At 42.6% G+C, this 16,864-nt stretch carries 20 protein-coding genes; 12 read left to right on the top strand and 8 right to left on the bottom strand.

Annotation, left to right across the window (positions count from 1 at the left end; translation table 11 throughout):
* The first annotated feature begins 28 nt into the window (after nucleotides 1–28).
* Nucleotides 29–1,252 (top strand): alanine racemase, encoded by a 1,224-nt coding sequence (locus MKI79_RS03540; RefSeq protein WP_407651540.1) that lies wholly within the window; start codon nucleotides 29–31, stop codon nucleotides 1,250–1,252.
* A 37-nt stretch (nucleotides 1,253–1,289) separates the two neighbouring features.
* Here the strand turns inward: MKI79_RS03540 and MKI79_RS03535 are convergent, their stop codons facing one another.
* On the bottom strand, nucleotides 1,290–2,201 hold the full coding sequence (locus tag MKI79_RS03535; RefSeq protein ID WP_241570689.1) for a bestrophin family protein: 912 nt from the start codon (nucleotides 2,199–2,201) through the stop codon (nucleotides 1,290–1,292).
* A gap of 57 nt (nucleotides 2,202–2,258) precedes the next feature.
* On the bottom strand, nucleotides 2,259–2,981 hold the full coding sequence (gene radC, locus MKI79_RS03530) for a RadC family protein (protein WP_241570688.1): 723 nt from the start codon (nucleotides 2,979–2,981) through the stop codon (nucleotides 2,259–2,261).
* A gap of 139 nt (nucleotides 2,982–3,120) precedes the next feature.
* Between radC and coaBC the strand changes: the two genes are divergently transcribed.
* Nucleotides 3,121–4,386, top strand: a complete 1,266-nt coding sequence (gene coaBC / locus MKI79_RS03525) for a bifunctional phosphopantothenoylcysteine decarboxylase/phosphopantothenate--cysteine ligase CoaBC (protein ID WP_241570687.1) — start codon at nucleotides 3,121–3,123, stop codon at nucleotides 4,384–4,386.
* 151 nt (nucleotides 4,387–4,537) lie between these two features.
* Here the strand turns inward: coaBC and MKI79_RS03520 are convergent, their stop codons facing one another.
* The 5 genes from MKI79_RS03520 to rsgA form a co-directional block, all read right to left on the bottom strand.
* The gene (locus MKI79_RS03520; protein ID WP_241570686.1) at nucleotides 4,538–5,521 is read right to left on the bottom strand and encodes a tetratricopeptide repeat protein; all 984 of its coding nucleotides are present in this window, start codon (nucleotides 5,519–5,521) and stop codon (nucleotides 4,538–4,540) included.
* Between the two features lie 177 nt (nucleotides 5,522–5,698).
* Complete coding sequence (gene secB, locus MKI79_RS03515; protein WP_241570685.1) at nucleotides 5,699–6,163, bottom strand: protein-export chaperone SecB; 465 nt, start codon at nucleotides 6,161–6,163, stop codon at nucleotides 5,699–5,701.
* Nucleotides 6,164–6,286: 123 nt separating this feature from the next.
* A complete protein-coding gene (gene grxC, locus MKI79_RS03510; RefSeq protein ID WP_241570684.1) occupies nucleotides 6,287–6,553 on the bottom strand; it encodes a glutaredoxin 3 in 267 nt (88 codons plus the stop codon).
* A 9-nt stretch (nucleotides 6,554–6,562) separates the two neighbouring features.
* Nucleotides 6,563–6,997, bottom strand: coding sequence for a rhodanese-like domain-containing protein (locus MKI79_RS03505; protein WP_241570683.1), 435 nt, complete (start codon nucleotides 6,995–6,997; stop codon nucleotides 6,563–6,565).
* Between the two features lie 91 nt (nucleotides 6,998–7,088).
* Nucleotides 7,089–8,210 carry a ribosome small subunit-dependent GTPase A gene (gene rsgA / locus MKI79_RS03500; protein ID WP_241570682.1) on the bottom strand — a complete coding sequence of 374 codons (1,122 nt, stop codon included), beginning with the start codon at nucleotides 8,208–8,210 and terminating at the stop codon, nucleotides 7,089–7,091.
* A gap of 136 nt (nucleotides 8,211–8,346) precedes the next feature.
* Between rsgA and orn the strand changes: the two genes are divergently transcribed.
* The 5 genes from orn to MKI79_RS03475 all read left to right on the top strand — a co-directional run bounded on the left by orn (nucleotide 8,347) and on the right by MKI79_RS03475 (nucleotide 12,341).
* On the top strand, nucleotides 8,347–8,898 hold the full coding sequence (gene orn / locus MKI79_RS03495; protein WP_241570681.1) for an oligoribonuclease: 552 nt from the start codon (nucleotides 8,347–8,349) through the stop codon (nucleotides 8,896–8,898).
* Between the two features lie 233 nt (nucleotides 8,899–9,131).
* Complete coding sequence (locus tag MKI79_RS03490) at nucleotides 9,132–9,863, top strand: Bax inhibitor-1/YccA family protein (protein WP_241570680.1); 732 nt, start codon at nucleotides 9,132–9,134, stop codon at nucleotides 9,861–9,863.
* Nucleotides 9,864–10,062: 199 nt separating this feature from the next.
* Complete coding sequence (locus tag MKI79_RS03485) at nucleotides 10,063–10,872, top strand: enoyl-ACP reductase FabI (protein ID WP_241570679.1); 810 nt, start codon at nucleotides 10,063–10,065, stop codon at nucleotides 10,870–10,872.
* Between the two features lie 147 nt (nucleotides 10,873–11,019).
* Entirely contained in the window at nucleotides 11,020–11,367 is a 348-nt protein-coding gene (locus MKI79_RS03480) for a zinc ribbon domain-containing protein YjdM (protein ID WP_241570678.1), read from the top strand.
* Between the two features lie 35 nt (nucleotides 11,368–11,402).
* Entirely contained in the window at nucleotides 11,403–12,341 is a 939-nt protein-coding gene (locus tag MKI79_RS03475; protein ID WP_241570677.1) for a polyprenyl synthetase family protein, read from the top strand.
* A 43-nt stretch (nucleotides 12,342–12,384) separates the two neighbouring features.
* On the opposite strand, the gene MKI79_RS03470 is transcribed toward MKI79_RS03475, so the two are convergent.
* Nucleotides 12,385–12,945, bottom strand: coding sequence for an NUDIX hydrolase (locus MKI79_RS03470; RefSeq protein WP_241570676.1), 561 nt, complete (start codon nucleotides 12,943–12,945; stop codon nucleotides 12,385–12,387).
* 135 nt (nucleotides 12,946–13,080) lie between these two features.
* Here MKI79_RS03470 and MKI79_RS03465 point away from each other — a divergent pair, with 135 nt between their 5' ends.
* The 5 genes from MKI79_RS03465 to MKI79_RS03445 all read left to right on the top strand — a co-directional run bounded on the left by MKI79_RS03465 (nucleotide 13,081) and on the right by MKI79_RS03445 (nucleotide 16,859).
* Nucleotides 13,081–13,719: a CoA pyrophosphatase gene (locus tag MKI79_RS03465; RefSeq protein ID WP_241570675.1), complete on the top strand. Its 639-nt coding sequence runs from the start codon at nucleotides 13,081–13,083 to the stop codon at nucleotides 13,717–13,719.
* Between the two features lie 73 nt (nucleotides 13,720–13,792).
* Entirely contained in the window at nucleotides 13,793–14,329 is a 537-nt protein-coding gene (locus tag MKI79_RS03460) for a gamma carbonic anhydrase family protein (RefSeq protein WP_241570674.1), read from the top strand.
* Between the two features lie 124 nt (nucleotides 14,330–14,453).
* Complete coding sequence (tsaB, locus tag MKI79_RS03455; RefSeq protein ID WP_241570673.1) at nucleotides 14,454–15,128, top strand: tRNA (adenosine(37)-N6)-threonylcarbamoyltransferase complex dimerization subunit type 1 TsaB; 675 nt, start codon at nucleotides 14,454–14,456, stop codon at nucleotides 15,126–15,128.
* Between the two features lie 58 nt (nucleotides 15,129–15,186).
* On the top strand, nucleotides 15,187–16,011 hold the full coding sequence (locus tag MKI79_RS03450; RefSeq protein ID WP_241570672.1) for an undecaprenyl-diphosphate phosphatase: 825 nt from the start codon (nucleotides 15,187–15,189) through the stop codon (nucleotides 16,009–16,011).
* 5 nt (nucleotides 16,012–16,016) lie between these two features.
* Nucleotides 16,017–16,859: a class I SAM-dependent methyltransferase gene (locus tag MKI79_RS03445; protein WP_241570671.1), complete on the top strand. Its 843-nt coding sequence runs from the start codon at nucleotides 16,017–16,019 to the stop codon at nucleotides 16,857–16,859.
* The last annotated feature ends 5 nt before the right edge of the window (nucleotides 16,860–16,864 follow it).

Here is a 16,864-nt window from a genome sequence, read left to right as displayed (position 1 = left end):
CTTGGGTTGCGAAAGGGAGATTTTGTAAATGCTTAAAAATAAGAAAAAGATAAATAAAACATATTTCAAAAAGCTCACTCAAGACTTGCAACAGCAGGGCACAGCGATGCCACAGTTGATCGTTGATGTAGATGCTTTGACACAGAATATTGAACAAGTTGTGCAGATGCTTGCTCGTTCGAAGACATTTAATTCGCAACAGATTCAGCCACGGCTTGTGGTGAAATCTTTGGCATGTATTGAGCTTCTACAATTCGTCGTTGAGCAGTTCCAAACACATGGTTTAAGCTGTGAGCGTTTTATGGTGTTCCATGCAGTGCATTTGGATGCGGTGCTACAAGCTTTTCCAGATGCAGATATTTTGCTTGGTAAACCAATGCCTGCAAAAGTCGTCACGGATTTTTATGCACAATTTTCACAATATCAACAGTCGAATATTCAATGGCTTGTGGATAGCACAGCACGTCTGCAACAATATCTTGAGATTACTAAACAGCACAGTAAGCAATATAACTTACAGCTCAAAGTGAATATTGAAATTGATGTCGGTTTGCATCGTGGTGGCGTGACGACAGATAGCGAGATGCGTCAACTATTACAGCTCATCGACGCAAATCCACAACATCTGCGATTCACGGGACTAATGGGTTACGATGCTCACGTTGCCAAGATTCCAACGATTTTGCAAAGTATGGATGTGTCTTATCAACAGTCACAGACGATTTATCAAAACTATCAACAACTGATCAAAGCAGAATTTCCGACCTTATGGCAAGAAGATTTATGCTTTAACGGTGCAGGCAGTCCGACGTTTGCACTGCATTGTCAGCAGAGTGTGTGCAATGATCTTTCGTTTGGATCAATGTTATTAAAGCCGAGTGATTTTGATTTAAAGACCTTACAAAATTTTCAGTCTGCATTATGGATAGCGACACCAGTGTTGAAAGTATTGCCTTTTAGCCAAATTCCAGGCTTCCCGATGCTTGATCGTTTGCCACATCTCAAGCAAGCAGCATTTGTCTATGGGGGCTATTGGATGGCGGATTATCATTATCCGCAAGGGGCGACACCACATGCTTTGTATGGTCGTAGTAGCAATCAGGAAATGGTACAAATTCCAAAGAATAGCGTGGCTGTAGATGATTATGTGTTTTTGCGACCACATCAGAGTGAGGCGCTTATTCCACAATTTTTCATGATCTATGCTTATCAGGCAGGTCAGTTTCAGGCATGGCAAACACTAAGAGAATAAGTTTTCAAAAACTTGTTTTTCAATTAAAGCCAACTATTTAAAGCAAGTTATTATTCACGGCTTGGATCGGTGCAGGGGTCGCTTTGCCCAAACTACTGAGCAAATCAATTTCAATGGTGCGCACCATCGAGTCGAGCGGTAAGTCATTACTTTGCGTACCAAATGGCTCTTCAATCTCTGAGCTTAAAGCATCAAGCCCTAAGAAAGTATAAGCCAGAATACCCACCAAAATCGGCGTAGCAAGTCCCAAAACACTGCCTAAACTAAACGGCAATAAGAAACAGAAAAAATACACCGTGCGATTGAGAAGAACAGAATAGGCATACGGAATCGGCGTCGTGGCAATCCGATCACAACCTGTATGGACAAGGCTGAGCTCATGCACATGTTGATTCAATTGCGCATAAATAATGTCGCTAATTTCACCTTCTTTTAACGCTTGCATAAACTCCCATTGGATCAGACTCAGCGTGTACTGTGGTGCATTGACATGTTGAGAGAGGAGGCGGATTTGATTCTCACTCATCCCTGTAATTTCGTGCAGACTCATCGGACTATTGGTTTCTTGGCGCAGTCGATCACGTAGCACATTGGCAAACACGATAATCTGTTGCACCGTCCGTTCACGACGAGCTTGTGACAGCACACGGCAATCACGGTCGAGATGTCGAGCTGTGGCGATCAATATTCCCCAAAGCTTTCGTGCTTCCCACCAACGATCGTAACATGCGGTATTTTTAAAACCCAAAAAAATCGAAAGCACCAAACCAATCAAGGTAAATCCTATCAGTGGTAACTCAGGGAAATGATAAATATTGTTATATTCCAAACCGCCGACGATCGCCGATAGAAGCATTACTACACCCAACGACGGCAAAATTTTTGGTAATAATGTGCCTTCCCAAGAGAAAAGCATTTTAAAGGTACTAGTGGTTTGGCGAATGATCATAATTAAAGCATAGGAATTATCATGTAATCTAAGGCATTAAGCATATTACGACTGGATTTAATCCGCAATCATCCCTTGCTCGGCAAAGGAGAAATATTCATTTTGGCTAATGATAAAATGGTCAGACATTTGCATGTCAAGCAGTTTACAGGCCTGCGCAAGTTTTGCAGTAAATTGTAAGTCTTCGGGTGATGGCAGGGCAAGACCTTGCGGATGATTGTGCACCGCAATCAAATGATGCGCATGATGATCTAAGGCGTAGCGAATGATTTCCTGTGTTGAAACCGAACACTGGCTCAATGTGCCGTGAAATAGGACTTTAAATTCAATGAATTGACAATGTTGATTGAGCAATAAAATCGCAAAAAGCTCTTGGCGTTCAGCACGTAATTTCATCTTGAGGAAATCAACGATAAGTTGCACATTATCCAGTGTTTCCACTGTTTGTAATTGTTGTTGTAAATATCGCTGTGCAAGCTCTTTGCTGGCAAGCAACTGTGCCGATTTTCCCATGCCCATTCCTTTGAAAGCGATAATTTTCTCAGGTGTAGCATCAAGTATTTGCCGTAATCCACCGAAGTGATGCAACATCTGCCGAGCCATTTCTACTGCACTATGCTCCTTATAGCCTGTGCGCAGAAAGATCGCTAGTAGCTCCGCATCCGAGAGCACGTGACCGCCATGCTGCAATAATCGCTCACGAGGTTGTTCACCCGCAGGCCAATGTTTAATGGATTTTTTTGTGGTGTGAAGTGCTGTGTTGTCGTCTGTTTTATGCATTGTTGTACTGTGATTTTATCAAGGATTGTTGTGGAAATTATGGCTTGGGCAATGGCCTATTTAATGCTATTGTGAGCGCCATTGCAATGTTTTATAAAGCATGATTGCACCATGCTGATTTAGCAGGATTAGGTTCGAAATGAAGCTCGAAGCAGAAGCGTTAAAAACTCGTCGTATCGTCCTCGGTGTTACTGGTGGGATTGCCGCCTATAAAAGCGCCATCTTGGTACGTCGCTTAAAAGATTTTGGTTTTGACGTGCGTGTGGTGATGACCGATGGCGCATTGGCGTTCATCACACCGCTGACCTTTCAGGCTTTATCGGGCAATCCTGTACATACCGCATTGCTTGATCCCGAAGCCGAAGCGGGCATGGGACATATCGAGCTTGCACGTTGGGCAGATTTATTACTGATTGCACCTGCCAGTTGCGATAGCTTGGCGAAGTTTGCCAATGGTTTGGCGGATGACTTGCTCAGCACTTTATATCTTGCGACCAAAGCGCCTGTGTGGGTTGCACCTGCAATGAATCAACAAATGTGGGCAGCCAAATCGACACAACGTAATCTGACCACATTGGTACAAGATGGTGTGCATGTGGTGATGCCAGAAGCAGGCGAGCAAGCCTGTGGTGATGTCGGGCTAGGACGCTTGGCTGAGCCTGAAGATATCGCGCAGTGGGTCAATGATTTCTTTGCCCAAGCTGAGCGTGAAATCTCAGAAAAATTCGGCTTACTCGCAGGGCAACATGTGGTGATCACCGCAGGACCAACTCGTGAAGCGATCGACCCAGTACGTTATATTTCTAATCACAGTACAGGGAAAATGGGCTTTGCCATTGCTGAAGCATGCTATGCCGCAGGTGCGGATGTGACGCTGATCTCTGGGCCTGTCAGCCTCGATACACCAAATGGCGTGCGCCGTATCAAAGTGCAATCGGCACAAGAGATGCTCAAACACAGCATGCAGTTGGTGGAAAATGGCACCGATGTCTTTATCGCTACCGCTGCGGTGGCTGACTATCGTGTGGCACAAGTCGCAGAGCATAAAATCAAAAAAGCAGGGCATGAGCTACAAGTCGCTTTGGTAAAAAATCCTGATATAGTAGCGACCATTGCACAGCTAGACAAACGTCCATTTACTGTGGGATTTGCAGCGGAAACGCAAAATGTCGAAGATTATGCACAAGGTAAACTCACAGCGAAAAAGCTCGATATGATCGCATGTAATGATGTGTCACGTGCCGATATTGGTTTTGCCTCGGATGAGAATGCGATGGTGGTGTTCTTTGCGGAGCAATATCAGATGCAAAAGCAAGAATTAGAAAAAGCCTCAAAGCATGAGATTGCCAAGCAGTTGGTCGAGGCGATTGCTAAAGCCTTAGATAAACATGTGCCTGTATCTTGATTTATAAAGCCATAATTATTAATAATATCCTTAGTTCTACCTTATTAAAGAGTATTACTCCTTAGGTGGAACTCCAAACAGGTTTATGTTCTGCTTTAGGGCATAACTATCATCTGTATTTTTCAAATAGTACGTTTTACGGTTTATGTACTTATTTGGATTCTGAGTTTTCAAGACCTTGGACGATCGCATCAACCTCTGCACTTAGTTTGGCTTTTTCAGCATTAATTTTACTTAAACTAGCAATTGCTTTAGGGTGTTTTTGTTGAGCGGCCTCTTCATACCAATAAAGTGCAGAGTTTTTTATTCCTTGAAGTGAATCCATCTTAATCTGCCTAAGTTCATTATCATCTTCAGTTATTGCCGACTTAAAGTTGCTTTTATATGTGTTCCATGCAAAATCACCTATAAAGTTCTGTGCATCAGCACTGCCTATTTTTGCTAGAGCAGACATTGCCTCTAACAATTTGTCATCTCTATTCCGCTCATCAGTTTGATTTAGTGTATCAAAAGCCAACTGTATATTGGAGTTAGTTCCGATACCTTGTTGATACATGCTTGCTAGAGTAAGTTGTGCTTTATAGTTGTGATCGCTTGCAGATTTCTTCACCCATTCAAACGCCTTTTTATGATCTTTATCAACTCCTCGACCGTCATAGTACATCATTCCGATATGTCGCTTAGATTCTGAATCACCCTGATTTGCAGCTTTTGAAAACCATTGAAATGCAAGTTGATTATTTATTGGTACAACTTTATCAGTTTCGTAAAAATGTCCTAAATAATGTTGTGCACTTTTGTGGTTATTATTGGCGGCTGTTTGCATCCAAATGAAAGAATCTTTAAGTTTAGAGCCTTGAAAAGCATCTGATTTATATAGTGTTGCTAATGTATATTGAGCTTCAATATGTCCATTTTGTGCGGATTTTTCTAACCATTTGATAGCTTGATTTAGATCCGGTTTAACGAACATGCCTTGAGCATACATATTGCCCACATTATATTGAGCTGTTGTATCACCCTGTTCGGCGAGCTTCATTCGACTTTCAAAAAGAGAACTTGATTCTGCCCAAATATTAGAACTTCCAAGAACAGCAAAACTTGCAATGACTAGGGTACGCTTTAACTTATTCATATTATTTCTCCTAATGACTAAATTAAACATGATTTCGAACATGCGAATAGGTTGCATTTAAGACTGTTGGGAGTAAATTATACAACTTTGTAAATATAAAGAATTAATATCAAAAAAACATCCCCAATTGAGGATGTTTTTTGAAAAAATAAGACTAGATTTTAAAAAGTATTAAGCTCAAGCCTGACCTTCTGCATCCGCTTGCTGTTGCTGTGCACGCTGCATATTCGCTTCAAACTCAGCATCGAAGTTGATCGGGCTAAGTAGAAGTTGTGGGAAGCTACCTTTACAAACAAGATCATTCACCGCTTCACGCAGGAAAGGGAACAAGATGTTCGGGCAGTATGCACCAAGAATGTACGGCATACGCTCTTGTTCTACATTTTCCACCAAGAAAATACCTGCTTGAGTGGTATCTGCGATAAATGCAGTTTCGCCTTCATTCTTCGCAGTTACAACGACTTTCAACGCTACTTCATAATGCGTTGGGTCGATTTGTTGTGCCGCAGAAGTGAGGTTGATGTTTAACTCAGGTTTCCATTCCTTGGTAAATACATTTGCACCAGGCACTTCAAAAGAAGCATCTTTAAGATAAATACGTTCTAATGCCAATTGTGGTTGTGCTTGTTGTTCTTCGCTCATTGTCTATTCCTATGTACAGTGTTGAAGGATGAAGTAAATGCTTTATTTTAACTTGAACACATTGCGCTTCGGTGAATTTTAAATTCTAAAAGAAACACAATGTGATATTAAAACCATTAAAAATTAAGAAGATGCGTTGAGTTTGCTATCCAGTTGACCATCACGCTCTAGCGCATACAACTGATCAAAGCCACCGATAAACTCATCATTGATAAAAATCTGTGGCACGGTGCGGTGATTGGTGCGTTGCATCAATTCGATACGCACTTCAGGTGCTTCGGTAGACAGGTTAATTTCTTTATATGCTACGCCTTTGCGCTCAAGCAGTTGCTTCGCGCGAACACAATAAGGGCAGACCGAGGTTGAGTAAACGACAACATTTGCAGTCATGAGATGCTCCTATTTGTGAGATTTGCTGTTTTTGCCTTCAGCCGTTTTGACCAATGGCAGACCTTGACCTTTCCAGTTCATGATGCCACCGTCTAGACGATAGCTGTCTGGATGACCGACTTTTTGCAAGGCTGTGCCTGCGACTTGACCAAGATTACAGATGAAGATCAGTGGACGATCACTGGCTTTGAGCTCCTCAACGTGTGCGTCGAGTTGGCTATATGGAATATTGCGACTACCGCTGACGTGACCTTGTTTAAAATCTTTGCCATCACGTAGGTCGATTAGCATTGCATTTTGTGCTTTGGTCAAAATGCCTAAAGATTGTGGGGAAATTTTGCGACCGCTACGGCGACTTTCCATCACAAAAAACAGGACAATCAATACCCCTAAAATACCAAATAAAATGGGATGATTTCCCATAAACTCTAGCCAACGTTCCACATTTCACCTTATGTCTTTTTCAAAAGCGAGCACAGTATAACGCATATATAGTGATGGAAAAGTGAACTTCAAGCGTGCTTGTCGAAATAGTCTAAATTTTTTCCGATTCGCTAGATTCATTGAGCAGACGAATCAAGCTATCAAGACGACGTTGATCGACTTTGTCTTCTTCGGCAGCGAGTTGTAAGGCGCAGTTTTTTTCATTTTGATGAGTGCAATTGCGGAATTGGCATTGCCCATAATAGTCAACAAACTCTGGAAATCCTGACAAAATCGCATCTTTAGACAAATGCCACAAACCAAACTCACGAATCCCCGGTGAGTCGATAATGGCCGAGTTTTCATTGAATTGAATCAAGCGGGTAGATGTGGTGGTGTGCTGACCCAGTGCGGAGTTTTCCGAAATAATATTGGTTTTCTGCGCTGCATCAGGAATGATGGTGTTAATCAGCGAGCTTTTACCGACACCAGACTGCCCAACGAATACCACCGTTTGCCCAGTAAATTTTTCCAGCAAATGCTTTGGATGGTATGGACTGTCTTCATCCGCTTCACTTTGGCTAATACAGGTGTCATAGCCAAGATTTTGATATTGTTTTAATAATTGTAAAGTCGGCTCAGATTCGACTGAATCGGATTGTAATTGATTTGATTGTAACAAGTCGGCTTTATTGAGTACCAATAACGGTTGAATATCCGCATCGTGACACGCCACCAAATAGCGATCAATTAACATTGCAGACGGTTCAGGCATCGGCGCAAAGACGATCACGATCAAGCTCACGTTGGCTGCTACAGGTTTGAGTTTGTGATAACGATCTGGTCGGCTGAGCAGGGATGTGCGGGGATGAATAGCAGTGATCACGCCTAAACCTGTATTAGGATCGGCTTGCCAAGTGACTCGATCACCAGTGACGAGGCTGTCGAGGTTGGTACGCGTATGACAGCGCCAAATTTCCCCTAAAACGATTGGACGCCAAAAGACTTCGCTTTCGCTATTTAAATGATTGTTGTTTGAATTTTCGGGTTGCTGTGGTTGTAGCTCTTGTTTGGGCAATGAGCAGACTTGCACTTCAAGCTGGCGTCCGTAATGTTGCACCACCAAGCCTTCAATGTCGAAATCGGCATCAAATTCTTCTTGGCGGTTTTTTTGTTGCTTGGCGATACGACGTTGCTGTTGATCAGTCAAACGACGTTTACGGATTAAAGCCATCCACTCATTTCATTCAAAATATACAGACTGGCAAAAATACCACGAAGCGAAGACTTTCGCACAACGGAAAATCATTTTTTTTAGCCATAAGTTTGTTAGTATGTAAGGCTAAAATTTACTGATAAGCATATTATTCATGACGAGCACTGCTGATACACGTTTGATTTGGATTGATCTTGAGATGACCGGTTTGGATACCGACAATGATCAGATTATAGAAATAGCAACAATTGTCACTGATGATCATTTAAATATTTTGGCAGAAGGTCCAATGCTAGCCATTCATCAGGCGGATACGGTGTTGAACGCTATGGACGAGTGGAATACCAAACAACATGGTCAATCTGGACTGACCGCTCGTGTGCGCCGTAGTCAGCTGACGGCACGTGATGCTGAAGTGCAGACCTTAGAATTCTTAAAAAAATGGGTCAATGCCAAAACTTCGCCGATGTGTGGTAACTCGATCTGCCAAGACCGCCGATTTATGCATCGTCTGATGCCTGAGCTTGAGCAATTTTTCCATTATCGTAATCTTGATGTGTCATCGGTGAAGGAGTTGGCGAAACGCTGGCGCCCTGAAATCATGAGTGGTCTGAAAAAAGATGCCTCACATTTGGCACTCGATGATATTCGAGATTCGATCCGTGAGTTGAAATATTATCGTGAATATTTCTTTCGCGTAGAATAAGTCGTCAACTTTTATTAATTTTTTAAAATAATTCAGATGCTTACGCTGTGTAAAATAAAGCTACACGGTGCATGTTTGAGTATGCTAATCTAGCGAAGAATTGTACTCAAATCATAATCATTTTTATTGAGGCAACGAGAAGAATGCGCAATAGAAATGATTTTTAACCCATTCATTAAAATTCAACTGCGGATTAAGTCAATTTAGGGTTTAATCCATACAGGATAAAAATTATGCAAAGTAATAATCCAATTTTTACCCGAGCGGAAGTCGTTGCGGATCGTGGCAACCCGATGACGGTCGAAGGTGCAGTGCAAAAATCTGTACTCATGACTGTGATTGCTGCTGTACTCGGTATCGCTTTCTACATCTTCTGTAACATGACTGGTAATAGCAGTCTTGCGTTCGGCGGTTTGATTGTCGGCGGTATTGGTTCATTTGTGGTGGCATTGATTGCGACCTTTAAGACCAATCTTGCACCGACGCTTGCTATTCCTTATGCACTTTTAGAAGGTGTGTTCTTAGGTGGTATTTCTTTATTCTTTGAAGCTCGTTTCCCGGGTGTTGCTTCACAAGCCTTATTGGCAACATTTATCACGGCATTGACCATGTTTGCGTTGTACCGCACAGGTATTATCCGTGCGACGGCAAAGTTTAAAGCTGTTGTCATTTCGGCGACTTTTGCGATTTTGGCAGTGTTTGTGGTGCAGTGGATTATGGTGTTGGCATTCCAAAGCACCATTCCAGGCTTGTTTGAAAGTACATGGTTAGGTATTGGCTTTGCAGTTTTTGTAGCGATTATTGCATCATTGAATCTGATCTTAGATTTTGATTTGATCGAAAATGGCGCTGCCAACGGTGCACCAAAAAGTTTTGAATGGTTATGTGGTATTGCACTACTTGCAACATTGGTATGGATGTATATCTCATTCCTACGTTTGATTGGTTTGCTCAGTAGCGACTAATTTCAAAGCCACTCAATATTATGAGAGCCTTGCAGATGTAGGGCTTTTTTTTATGCGTTCATTGTGAGTTTGAAAAATATTATGTCATGTGAACATCACAAACAATTTTCAATAATTTTGGAAGATTTCAACCTTTACAGCATGTAGCAAAGTTCGGCATCATGCGTTTAATTTTAAATAAAAGTAAATGGTGCATGATATGAGTCAGGGCTTACTCGCAGGAAAACGTTTTTTAATCGCAGGAGTTGCGAGTAAATTATCCATTGCCTATGGTATTGCGCATGCTTTGCATCGTGAGGGTGCAGAGCTTGCCTTTACCTATCCAAATGACAAACTGAAAAAACGTGTTGATGAGTTTGCTGCACAGCTCGGTTCTGAGTTGGTTTTCCCATGTGACGTGGCAGATGATGCGCAGATTGATCAAGCCTTTGCTGATTTGGCAAAGCATTGGGATGGTTTGGATGGTGTGATACATTCGATCGGCTTTGCACCTGCGGAAACTTTGGACGGTGATTTTACCGAAGTGACCAGTCGTGAGGGCTTTAAAATTGCCCATGATATTAGTTCATACAGCTTTATTGCGATGGCTCGTGCGGCACGTCCGTTATTGACAGCACGTCAGGGTTGTTTGCTGACGCTGACTTATCAAGGTTCAGAGCGTGTTTTACCAAACTATAATGTTATGGGATTGGCTAAAGCATCACTTGAAGCGAGTGTACGTTATCTTGCCTCAAGTCTTGGCGCAGAAGGCATTCGTGTTAATGCGATCTCAGCTGGACCGATTCGCACTTTGGCTGCCAGCGGCATTAAATCGTTCCGTAAAATGCTGGATGCCAATCAAAAAACTGCACCACTACAACGTAATGTCACCATTGAAGAGGTGGGTAATGCGGCATTATTTCTATGCTCGCCGTGGGCGTCAGGGATTACAGGGGAAATTCTCTACGTTGATGGTGGCTTCAACACGGTGGGTTTGAGTAGTGCACTGTTAGAAGATACTGACGAATAAATTTTAAGAGTCTTAATACACAAATAAATTAGTACACAAACAAAAGCGCCTAAATCAAAACATGATTTGGGCTTTTTTATACGACTTTTAAAGCATATACCACTATAATAACATTCTAAACATTCAAAAGATTGAGTTTACTCCGTTATGTCTTTAGACACCGCACTTCCTGCTTGCCCAGAATGTCAATCCACCTATACCTATCAAGATGGCGATCTATTGATCTGTCCTGAATGCGTACATGAGTGGCGAGAGGTTGAGGTAATTGAAGATTATGTTATCAAAGATGCTAATGGCAATGTGATTAACGACGGTGATACGGTGACGGTGATTAAAGATTTAAAAATTAAAGGCTCATCCTCAGTGGTTAAAGTCGGTACCAAAGTAAAAAATATTCGCTTAATCGCAGATGCAGTAGACGGTCATGATATTGATTGTAAAATTGATGGTATCGGTGCGATGAAACTTAAATCTGAATTTGTAAAAAAAGCATAACTCAACGCTGTAGAGCTGATGTAACGAGTAGAACGATGACGATTCCTGACGTATTAAAACATGCACAACAACAGATTCAAACTGATTTGCAATTTTGTCTTGATCAATTTGCATTAACCAGTCCACTGAAAGAAGCAGTGCATCATGCAGTGATGCTTGGTGGGAAACGAGTTCGACCTGCGTTGTGTTACGCCAGCTCTGAGCTGAATGATTTAGAAAAAAATTCCAAATATTTCAATCCTGCAGTGCGTCGTGCGGCGGTAGCAGTTGAGCTAATTCATTGTTACTCGCTGTGTCACGATGATTTGCCCTGTATGGACAATGATGCCTTGCGCCGTGGACAACCGACCTGTCATGTGGCATTTGGTGAATCGACGGCGTTGTTGGCAGGAGATGTCTTGCAGTCGATGGCATTTGAAGTGTTGGGTAGTCGATTATTTGACGATATGCAAAGTATCGACAAGCTCAGCATAGAAAATACACAGAATAATGATCTGGTTCGCTTAAGACATATGCAAATCCTTGCCACAGCAAGTAGCAAAATGGTCAATGGTCAAGTCATGGATTTGCAAGCCGAAGGCAAGTTGGTAGATCAAGCGCATTTGGAACAAATTCACCTGAATAAAACGGGTGCGCTCATTCAAGGGGCGATCATGATGGGGGCGGTGACTGTATTGCCAAAAGCGGATCAAGATTTCTCGGCACTGCGTCAGTTTGGGCGTGCGCTTGGGCTCGCTTTCCAAGTTCAAGATGATATTTTGGATATTACCGCAGACACCGAAGTGCTCGGAAAAACTGCGGGTAAAGATCAGCAAGTGGAAAAATCGACTTATCCTGCATTGATGGGTTTGGATAATGCGCAACATTATGCACAACAACTGCATGACCAAGCGATGGATGCGCTCAATCAAATGCAGGGAAATACGCAGGCTTTACAAACCATTGCGGAATTTTTACTGACCCGACAAAATTAAATCTGTAAAGTTAAACCTACGTTTTAAACTGAATTGGATGCGTTTAGCCAGTCTGATCTAAACGTGTCCCTAAAGTTTCCAAATGAGTTGGAAATTGATCTGTATTTTTTAAAGTTTTACGATCTTCAAAATAATGCTCTAGAGTCCGTTTCACACTTGGAAATGCAAGATCATTCCACGGAATTTCATGTTCCTCAAATAATCGACATTCGATACTTTCTTCGCCTGTGCCAAATTTCCCTTCAATTAAATGTGCTTTAAAAAGCACATAAATCTGCCCAATCCGTGGAATGTTGTACATGCAATATAGTTGTTCAACTTCGATCTCTGCTTCGGCTTCTTCCCGAGTTTCCCGGGCGGCACCTTGTTCCATCGTTTCGAGCAATTCCATGTAACCCGCAGGCAATGTCCACAGTCCATAGCGTGGTTCGATGGCACGGCGACAGAGCAATACTTTGTCTTCCCATAGGGCGAGTGCACCGCAGATGAGTTTCGGATTGACATAATGTACTGTCTTGCAGGCAGAACAGACCTGACGTGTTTGATGGTCGCCTAGAGGGATTTTATATTCAGTTGGCTGTCCGCAGTTGCTACAAAAGCTCATAAATTATTCGTATATTTCAAGAGTCCAAGATTCCTAGTGAGCATAACGCAAAAAAATTCCCAACGCACCTGCAACTATGTTATAGATGCTTAGATAAGCATTTGAAATAAAGCTGAACAGGAATAGGGAATACACATGCATAAATTGTTTGAACAAGATCAATTGATCGAACAATTACAGCAAAATTTATCATTTCAACCTCGCACCCAATCGGCGGATGCGGCGGTATTGATTGCAATCACCCAAGAGCCAGCGCCACGGATTTTATTGACTCGCCGTGCAGCACAGATGCGTCACCATGCGGGTGAAGTATCATTCCCTGGTGGTCGGCGTGAGCGGGCAGATACCAGTAATATTGTGGTGGCACTGCGTGAAGCACAGGAAGAAACTGCGCTTAACCCTTTTGATGTGCAACTACTTGGTGAGCTTCCGATGCAACAGGCACGCTCTGGGCTACGTGTTAAACCGATTGTTGGCGTGATTCCTCCTGAAGTGAACCTGATCGCCGAGCCTGCGGAGATTGATCGGATTTTTTATGTGCCACTGCAAGAATTTATCCAAAGTCCCCCACATGCCTATTTGGTCAGATTCGCAGAGCATGATTTGTATATGCCGAGTTTTCGTTTTGACAATGAAATCATTTGGGGCATGACAGCTCGGATTATGGTGACATTGCTTCGTCGTGGATTAAAATGTCATAAAGACTGGCCTTTTCTCGTACAAGCACCGGATATTGATGCGGATTTTGACAGCAGTTTTGATTTTGACCATTAATCCATTCATATTCGTGACACGTGTTTAGTCTTAGCCAAACCCTTCACACTATTTTTTTAAAAGGATTTTAGCCATGATATACCAACTCGGAGATTTGCACCCAACGACAACCGTTCAGCCGTGGAATGGTTGGGTGGCGGATAATGCAACAGTCATTGGACAGGTCGAACTGGGCAGTGAAGTCAGTATTTGGTTTGGTGCAGTGATTCGTGGTGACAATTCGATCATTCGAATTGGTGATATGAGCAATATCCAAGAAAATGCAGTGCTACATACCGATGCAGGCATTGAGCTGAATATCGGTAAGCATGTGACTGTCGGACATCAGGCGATGCTACATGGCTGCACCATTGGCGATAATACCTTGATCGGGATTAATTCGGTAATTCTGAATCGTGCAGTGATTGGTAAAAATTGTATTATTGGCGCAAATGCCTTGATTCCAGAAGGCAAAGTAATTCCTGATAATTCGATCGTGATGGGTTCACCGGGACAAATCGTTAAGCAAGCTTCAGAGCAAGTGGCGCAAATGATTACGATGAGTGCGATACATTATGCACATCACTTTAAAAAGTTTCGGGATGAGCTTAAGCCGTTTTCATTGGATTGATACGATTTTGCGACATCTGTCTGATAAAAATACTTTTTAAAATATCCAACTGGCGTATCATAGCAGGCAAATTTTTTGAAAAATTTCCTGTTTTTTATTTGCTTGGAATTGACCTGATAATCCTATGAAAATTCTCGCCCTAGAAACAGCTAACGAACAATGCTCGGTTGCCATTGTTGATGCAACGCAAACCTTGTTTTTTGAGCATCATCATGAAGCGCGGATGCAGACCCAGCAGATTTTGCCGATGATCGAGCGAGGCTTAGCCGAATCGAAAAGTACATGGCAAGATATTTCTGCGATCGCTTTTAGTCGTGGACCGGGTTCATTTAGTGGGGTGCGGATTAATGCTGCAGTCACGCAGGCGCTTGCATGGGCGAATAATTTACCTGTGATTCCTGTATCAACACTGCAAGCTTTGGCGCAACATGCCTATCAAGAGTCAAAATTTTCAGAAGTCACTGCGGTGATTGATGCCCGTATGAATGAAGTCTATTTCGGGCAGTTTGCTGTCGATGATCAAGGCATTATGCAGTTACACGGTGATGAACAATTACTGGGCTACGATCAAGCCATGATGCAACTGAATCCGCCTTTTGATACGTATGTGGTGGGTACTGGCGCAAGTCTAGTGGGTCATACATGTGCTGAAAATCTGTATTATGCCAATGCCATAGATATCGCTGAAATTGCCAAAGCAGAATGGTTGGCAGGGCGTAGAGTATCTGCGGATCAAGCATTGCCTGTTTATCTGCGGGATAATGCGTGGAAAAAAATTGCCGAGCAGGGCAAGTCTTAAGTTCCATTTCATATTTATCCTTTAAACCACATTTAGATTATTGTTTTAGGCATTACACATGGATTTACTACTGTTTATCAAAGCCATCATCATGGGGATCGTCGAAGGTATTACCGAATTTTTGCCGATCTCCAGTACAGGGCATTTGATTCTTGCCTCGGAGTTGATGAACTTTTGGACACCAGAAAAAAGTGCCATGTTTGTGGTGGTGATTCAAATGGGTGCCATTGCGGCGGTGATCTATGAATATTGGTCAAGGCTGTGGGGTGCGGCGACAGGGATTATCACAGGTGAAGAACAAGGGCGTCGTCTTGGTCTTGGGTTAATTTTGGCATCCATTCCGATCATCTTAATGGGCTTAACTTTTGGGCAATGGGTTAAGGATGTGCTGTTTAATGACATTACTGTGGCGATTGGTCTAATTGTTGGCGGTTTAATCATTTGGTGGGTGGAGAAGAATCCACGTGCGATTAATGCGCCCGAAGTGGAAAATATCAGCTATAAACAAGCGATTTACATTGGTTTAATCCAAGTCTTGTCGTTGATTCCTGGGATGTCACGTTCAGGCGCAACCATTATTGGTGGTATGATGCTCGGTCTATCTCGTAAGGCAGCGACCGAGTTTTCATTCTTCCTCGGTATTCCAGTCATTGTTGGTGCGGGATTACTCGACGGTTGGCAAAGTCGTCATGTGTTGCAAGGTACAGCCGATTGGATGGTGATCGCCGTTGGTGTGATTGTATCGTTTATCTCTGCGCTGATTTTGATTCGTGTACTCGTGGCGTATGTGGCAAAGCGTGACTTTATGATTTTTGCGTGGTATCGAATTGCGTCAGGTTTAATCATTTTATTATTTGCGTTGACAGGTTGGAAACTTTGGTAAGCAAGATGTCTGCGAACGATCAACTGCCGAAGTCAGATTCAGCGTTGTGGTTGATTTATTACACGATTGAGCATGTCGAGCATGCACAATATTGGCAATCTTGTCTTGCAGATTTGACGGTGCAAAGTCAGTTGATCGAAGCTGAAAAAATCAATAATAAGTTTTTAAAATTGCATCCCGACTTAGCACTCATGGTGGATGAAGACGGGCTTTGGCTCACTGCAAATGGCATGAAAATGCAACCTGCGTGGCAAGATGAAGTGCCACGACTCAAGCGTGCCAATCCGAAGAATGAATTGATCGCTCGGGCATGTCAGATTAAGCCTCAACTTCATTCAGCAGTAAAAATAATTGATGCAACCGCAGGGCTTGGGCATGACAGTTTGTTGATGGCATCACTTGGCGCAGAAGTGATTTTGCTTGAGCGTCATCCGATTCTTTTTGCTTTGCTAGAATCTGCAAAAAAGCAGGCAGAAAGGCATGACTATTTAGCCAATATTGCGCAAAGAATTTCCATAATTCATCAAGATTCAGCGCACTATTTGACTGAAATAGTGCAGGATCAAGCGGACGTGATTTATCTTGATCCAATGTTTCCTGCACGAGATCACAATCAAAAATCAGAGAAAAAACAAGCCCAAGTGAAAAAGCAAATGCAACTGTTGCATTTGCTGTTGCCAGAAGATGGTGAAATGGATTTGGGCGATGCCTTGCTTGATCTTGCCAAATCCAAAGTCAAACGTGTGATTGTGAAACGCCCAAAACATGCGACTTTTTTAGATGAGCAAACACCCGACCATCAATGGCAAGGTGATGCGATTCGTTTTGATGCGTATTTCCAAAACTAAAAGTC

Origin of the sequence: Acinetobacter sedimenti (genome assembly GCF_022601685.1) — a bacterium.
Lineage (GTDB): Bacteria > Pseudomonadota > Gammaproteobacteria > Pseudomonadales > Moraxellaceae > Acinetobacter > Acinetobacter sedimenti.
Note: the sequence above shows the minus strand (reverse complement) of the source record. Positions and strands in the feature narration are given on the sequence as shown.

Coding starts and splice junctions, on each gene's coding strand:
- MKI79_RS03540 (WP_407651540.1), top strand. CDS start 29: ATGCTTAAAAATAAGAAAAAGATAAATAAAACATATTTCAAAAAGCTC.
- MKI79_RS03535 (WP_241570689.1), bottom strand. CDS start 2,201: ATGATCATTCGCCAAACCACTAGTACCTTTAAAATGCTTTTCTCTTGG.
- radC (WP_241570688.1), bottom strand. CDS start 2,981: ATGCATAAAACAGACGACAACACAGCACTTCACACCACAAAAAAATCC.
- coaBC (WP_241570687.1), top strand. CDS start 3,121: ATGAAGCTCGAAGCAGAAGCGTTAAAAACTCGTCGTATCGTCCTCGGT.
- MKI79_RS03520 (WP_241570686.1), bottom strand. CDS start 5,521: ATGAATAAGTTAAAGCGTACCCTAGTCATTGCAAGTTTTGCTGTTCTT.
- secB (WP_241570685.1), bottom strand. CDS start 6,163: ATGAGCGAAGAACAACAAGCACAACCACAATTGGCATTAGAACGTATT.
- grxC (WP_241570684.1), bottom strand. CDS start 6,553: ATGACTGCAAATGTTGTCGTTTACTCAACCTCGGTCTGCCCTTATTGT.
- rsgA (WP_241570682.1), bottom strand. CDS start 8,210: ATGGCTTTAATCCGTAAACGTCGTTTGACTGATCAACAGCAACGTCGT.
- orn (WP_241570681.1), top strand. CDS start 8,347: ATGACGAGCACTGCTGATACACGTTTGATTTGGATTGATCTTGAGATG.
- MKI79_RS03490 (WP_241570680.1), top strand. CDS start 9,132: ATGCAAAGTAATAATCCAATTTTTACCCGAGCGGAAGTCGTTGCGGAT.
- MKI79_RS03485 (WP_241570679.1), top strand. CDS start 10,063: ATGAGTCAGGGCTTACTCGCAGGAAAACGTTTTTTAATCGCAGGAGTT.
- MKI79_RS03480 (WP_241570678.1), top strand. CDS start 11,020: ATGTCTTTAGACACCGCACTTCCTGCTTGCCCAGAATGTCAATCCACC.
- MKI79_RS03475 (WP_241570677.1), top strand. CDS start 11,403: ATGACGATTCCTGACGTATTAAAACATGCACAACAACAGATTCAAACT.
- MKI79_RS03470 (WP_241570676.1), bottom strand. CDS start 12,945: ATGAGCTTTTGTAGCAACTGCGGACAGCCAACTGAATATAAAATCCCT.
- MKI79_RS03465 (WP_241570675.1), top strand. CDS start 13,081: ATGCATAAATTGTTTGAACAAGATCAATTGATCGAACAATTACAGCAA.
- MKI79_RS03460 (WP_241570674.1), top strand. CDS start 13,793: ATGATATACCAACTCGGAGATTTGCACCCAACGACAACCGTTCAGCCG.
- tsaB (WP_241570673.1), top strand. CDS start 14,454: ATGAAAATTCTCGCCCTAGAAACAGCTAACGAACAATGCTCGGTTGCC.
- MKI79_RS03450 (WP_241570672.1), top strand. CDS start 15,187: ATGGATTTACTACTGTTTATCAAAGCCATCATCATGGGGATCGTCGAA.
- MKI79_RS03445 (WP_241570671.1), top strand. CDS start 16,017: ATGTCTGCGAACGATCAACTGCCGAAGTCAGATTCAGCGTTGTGGTTG.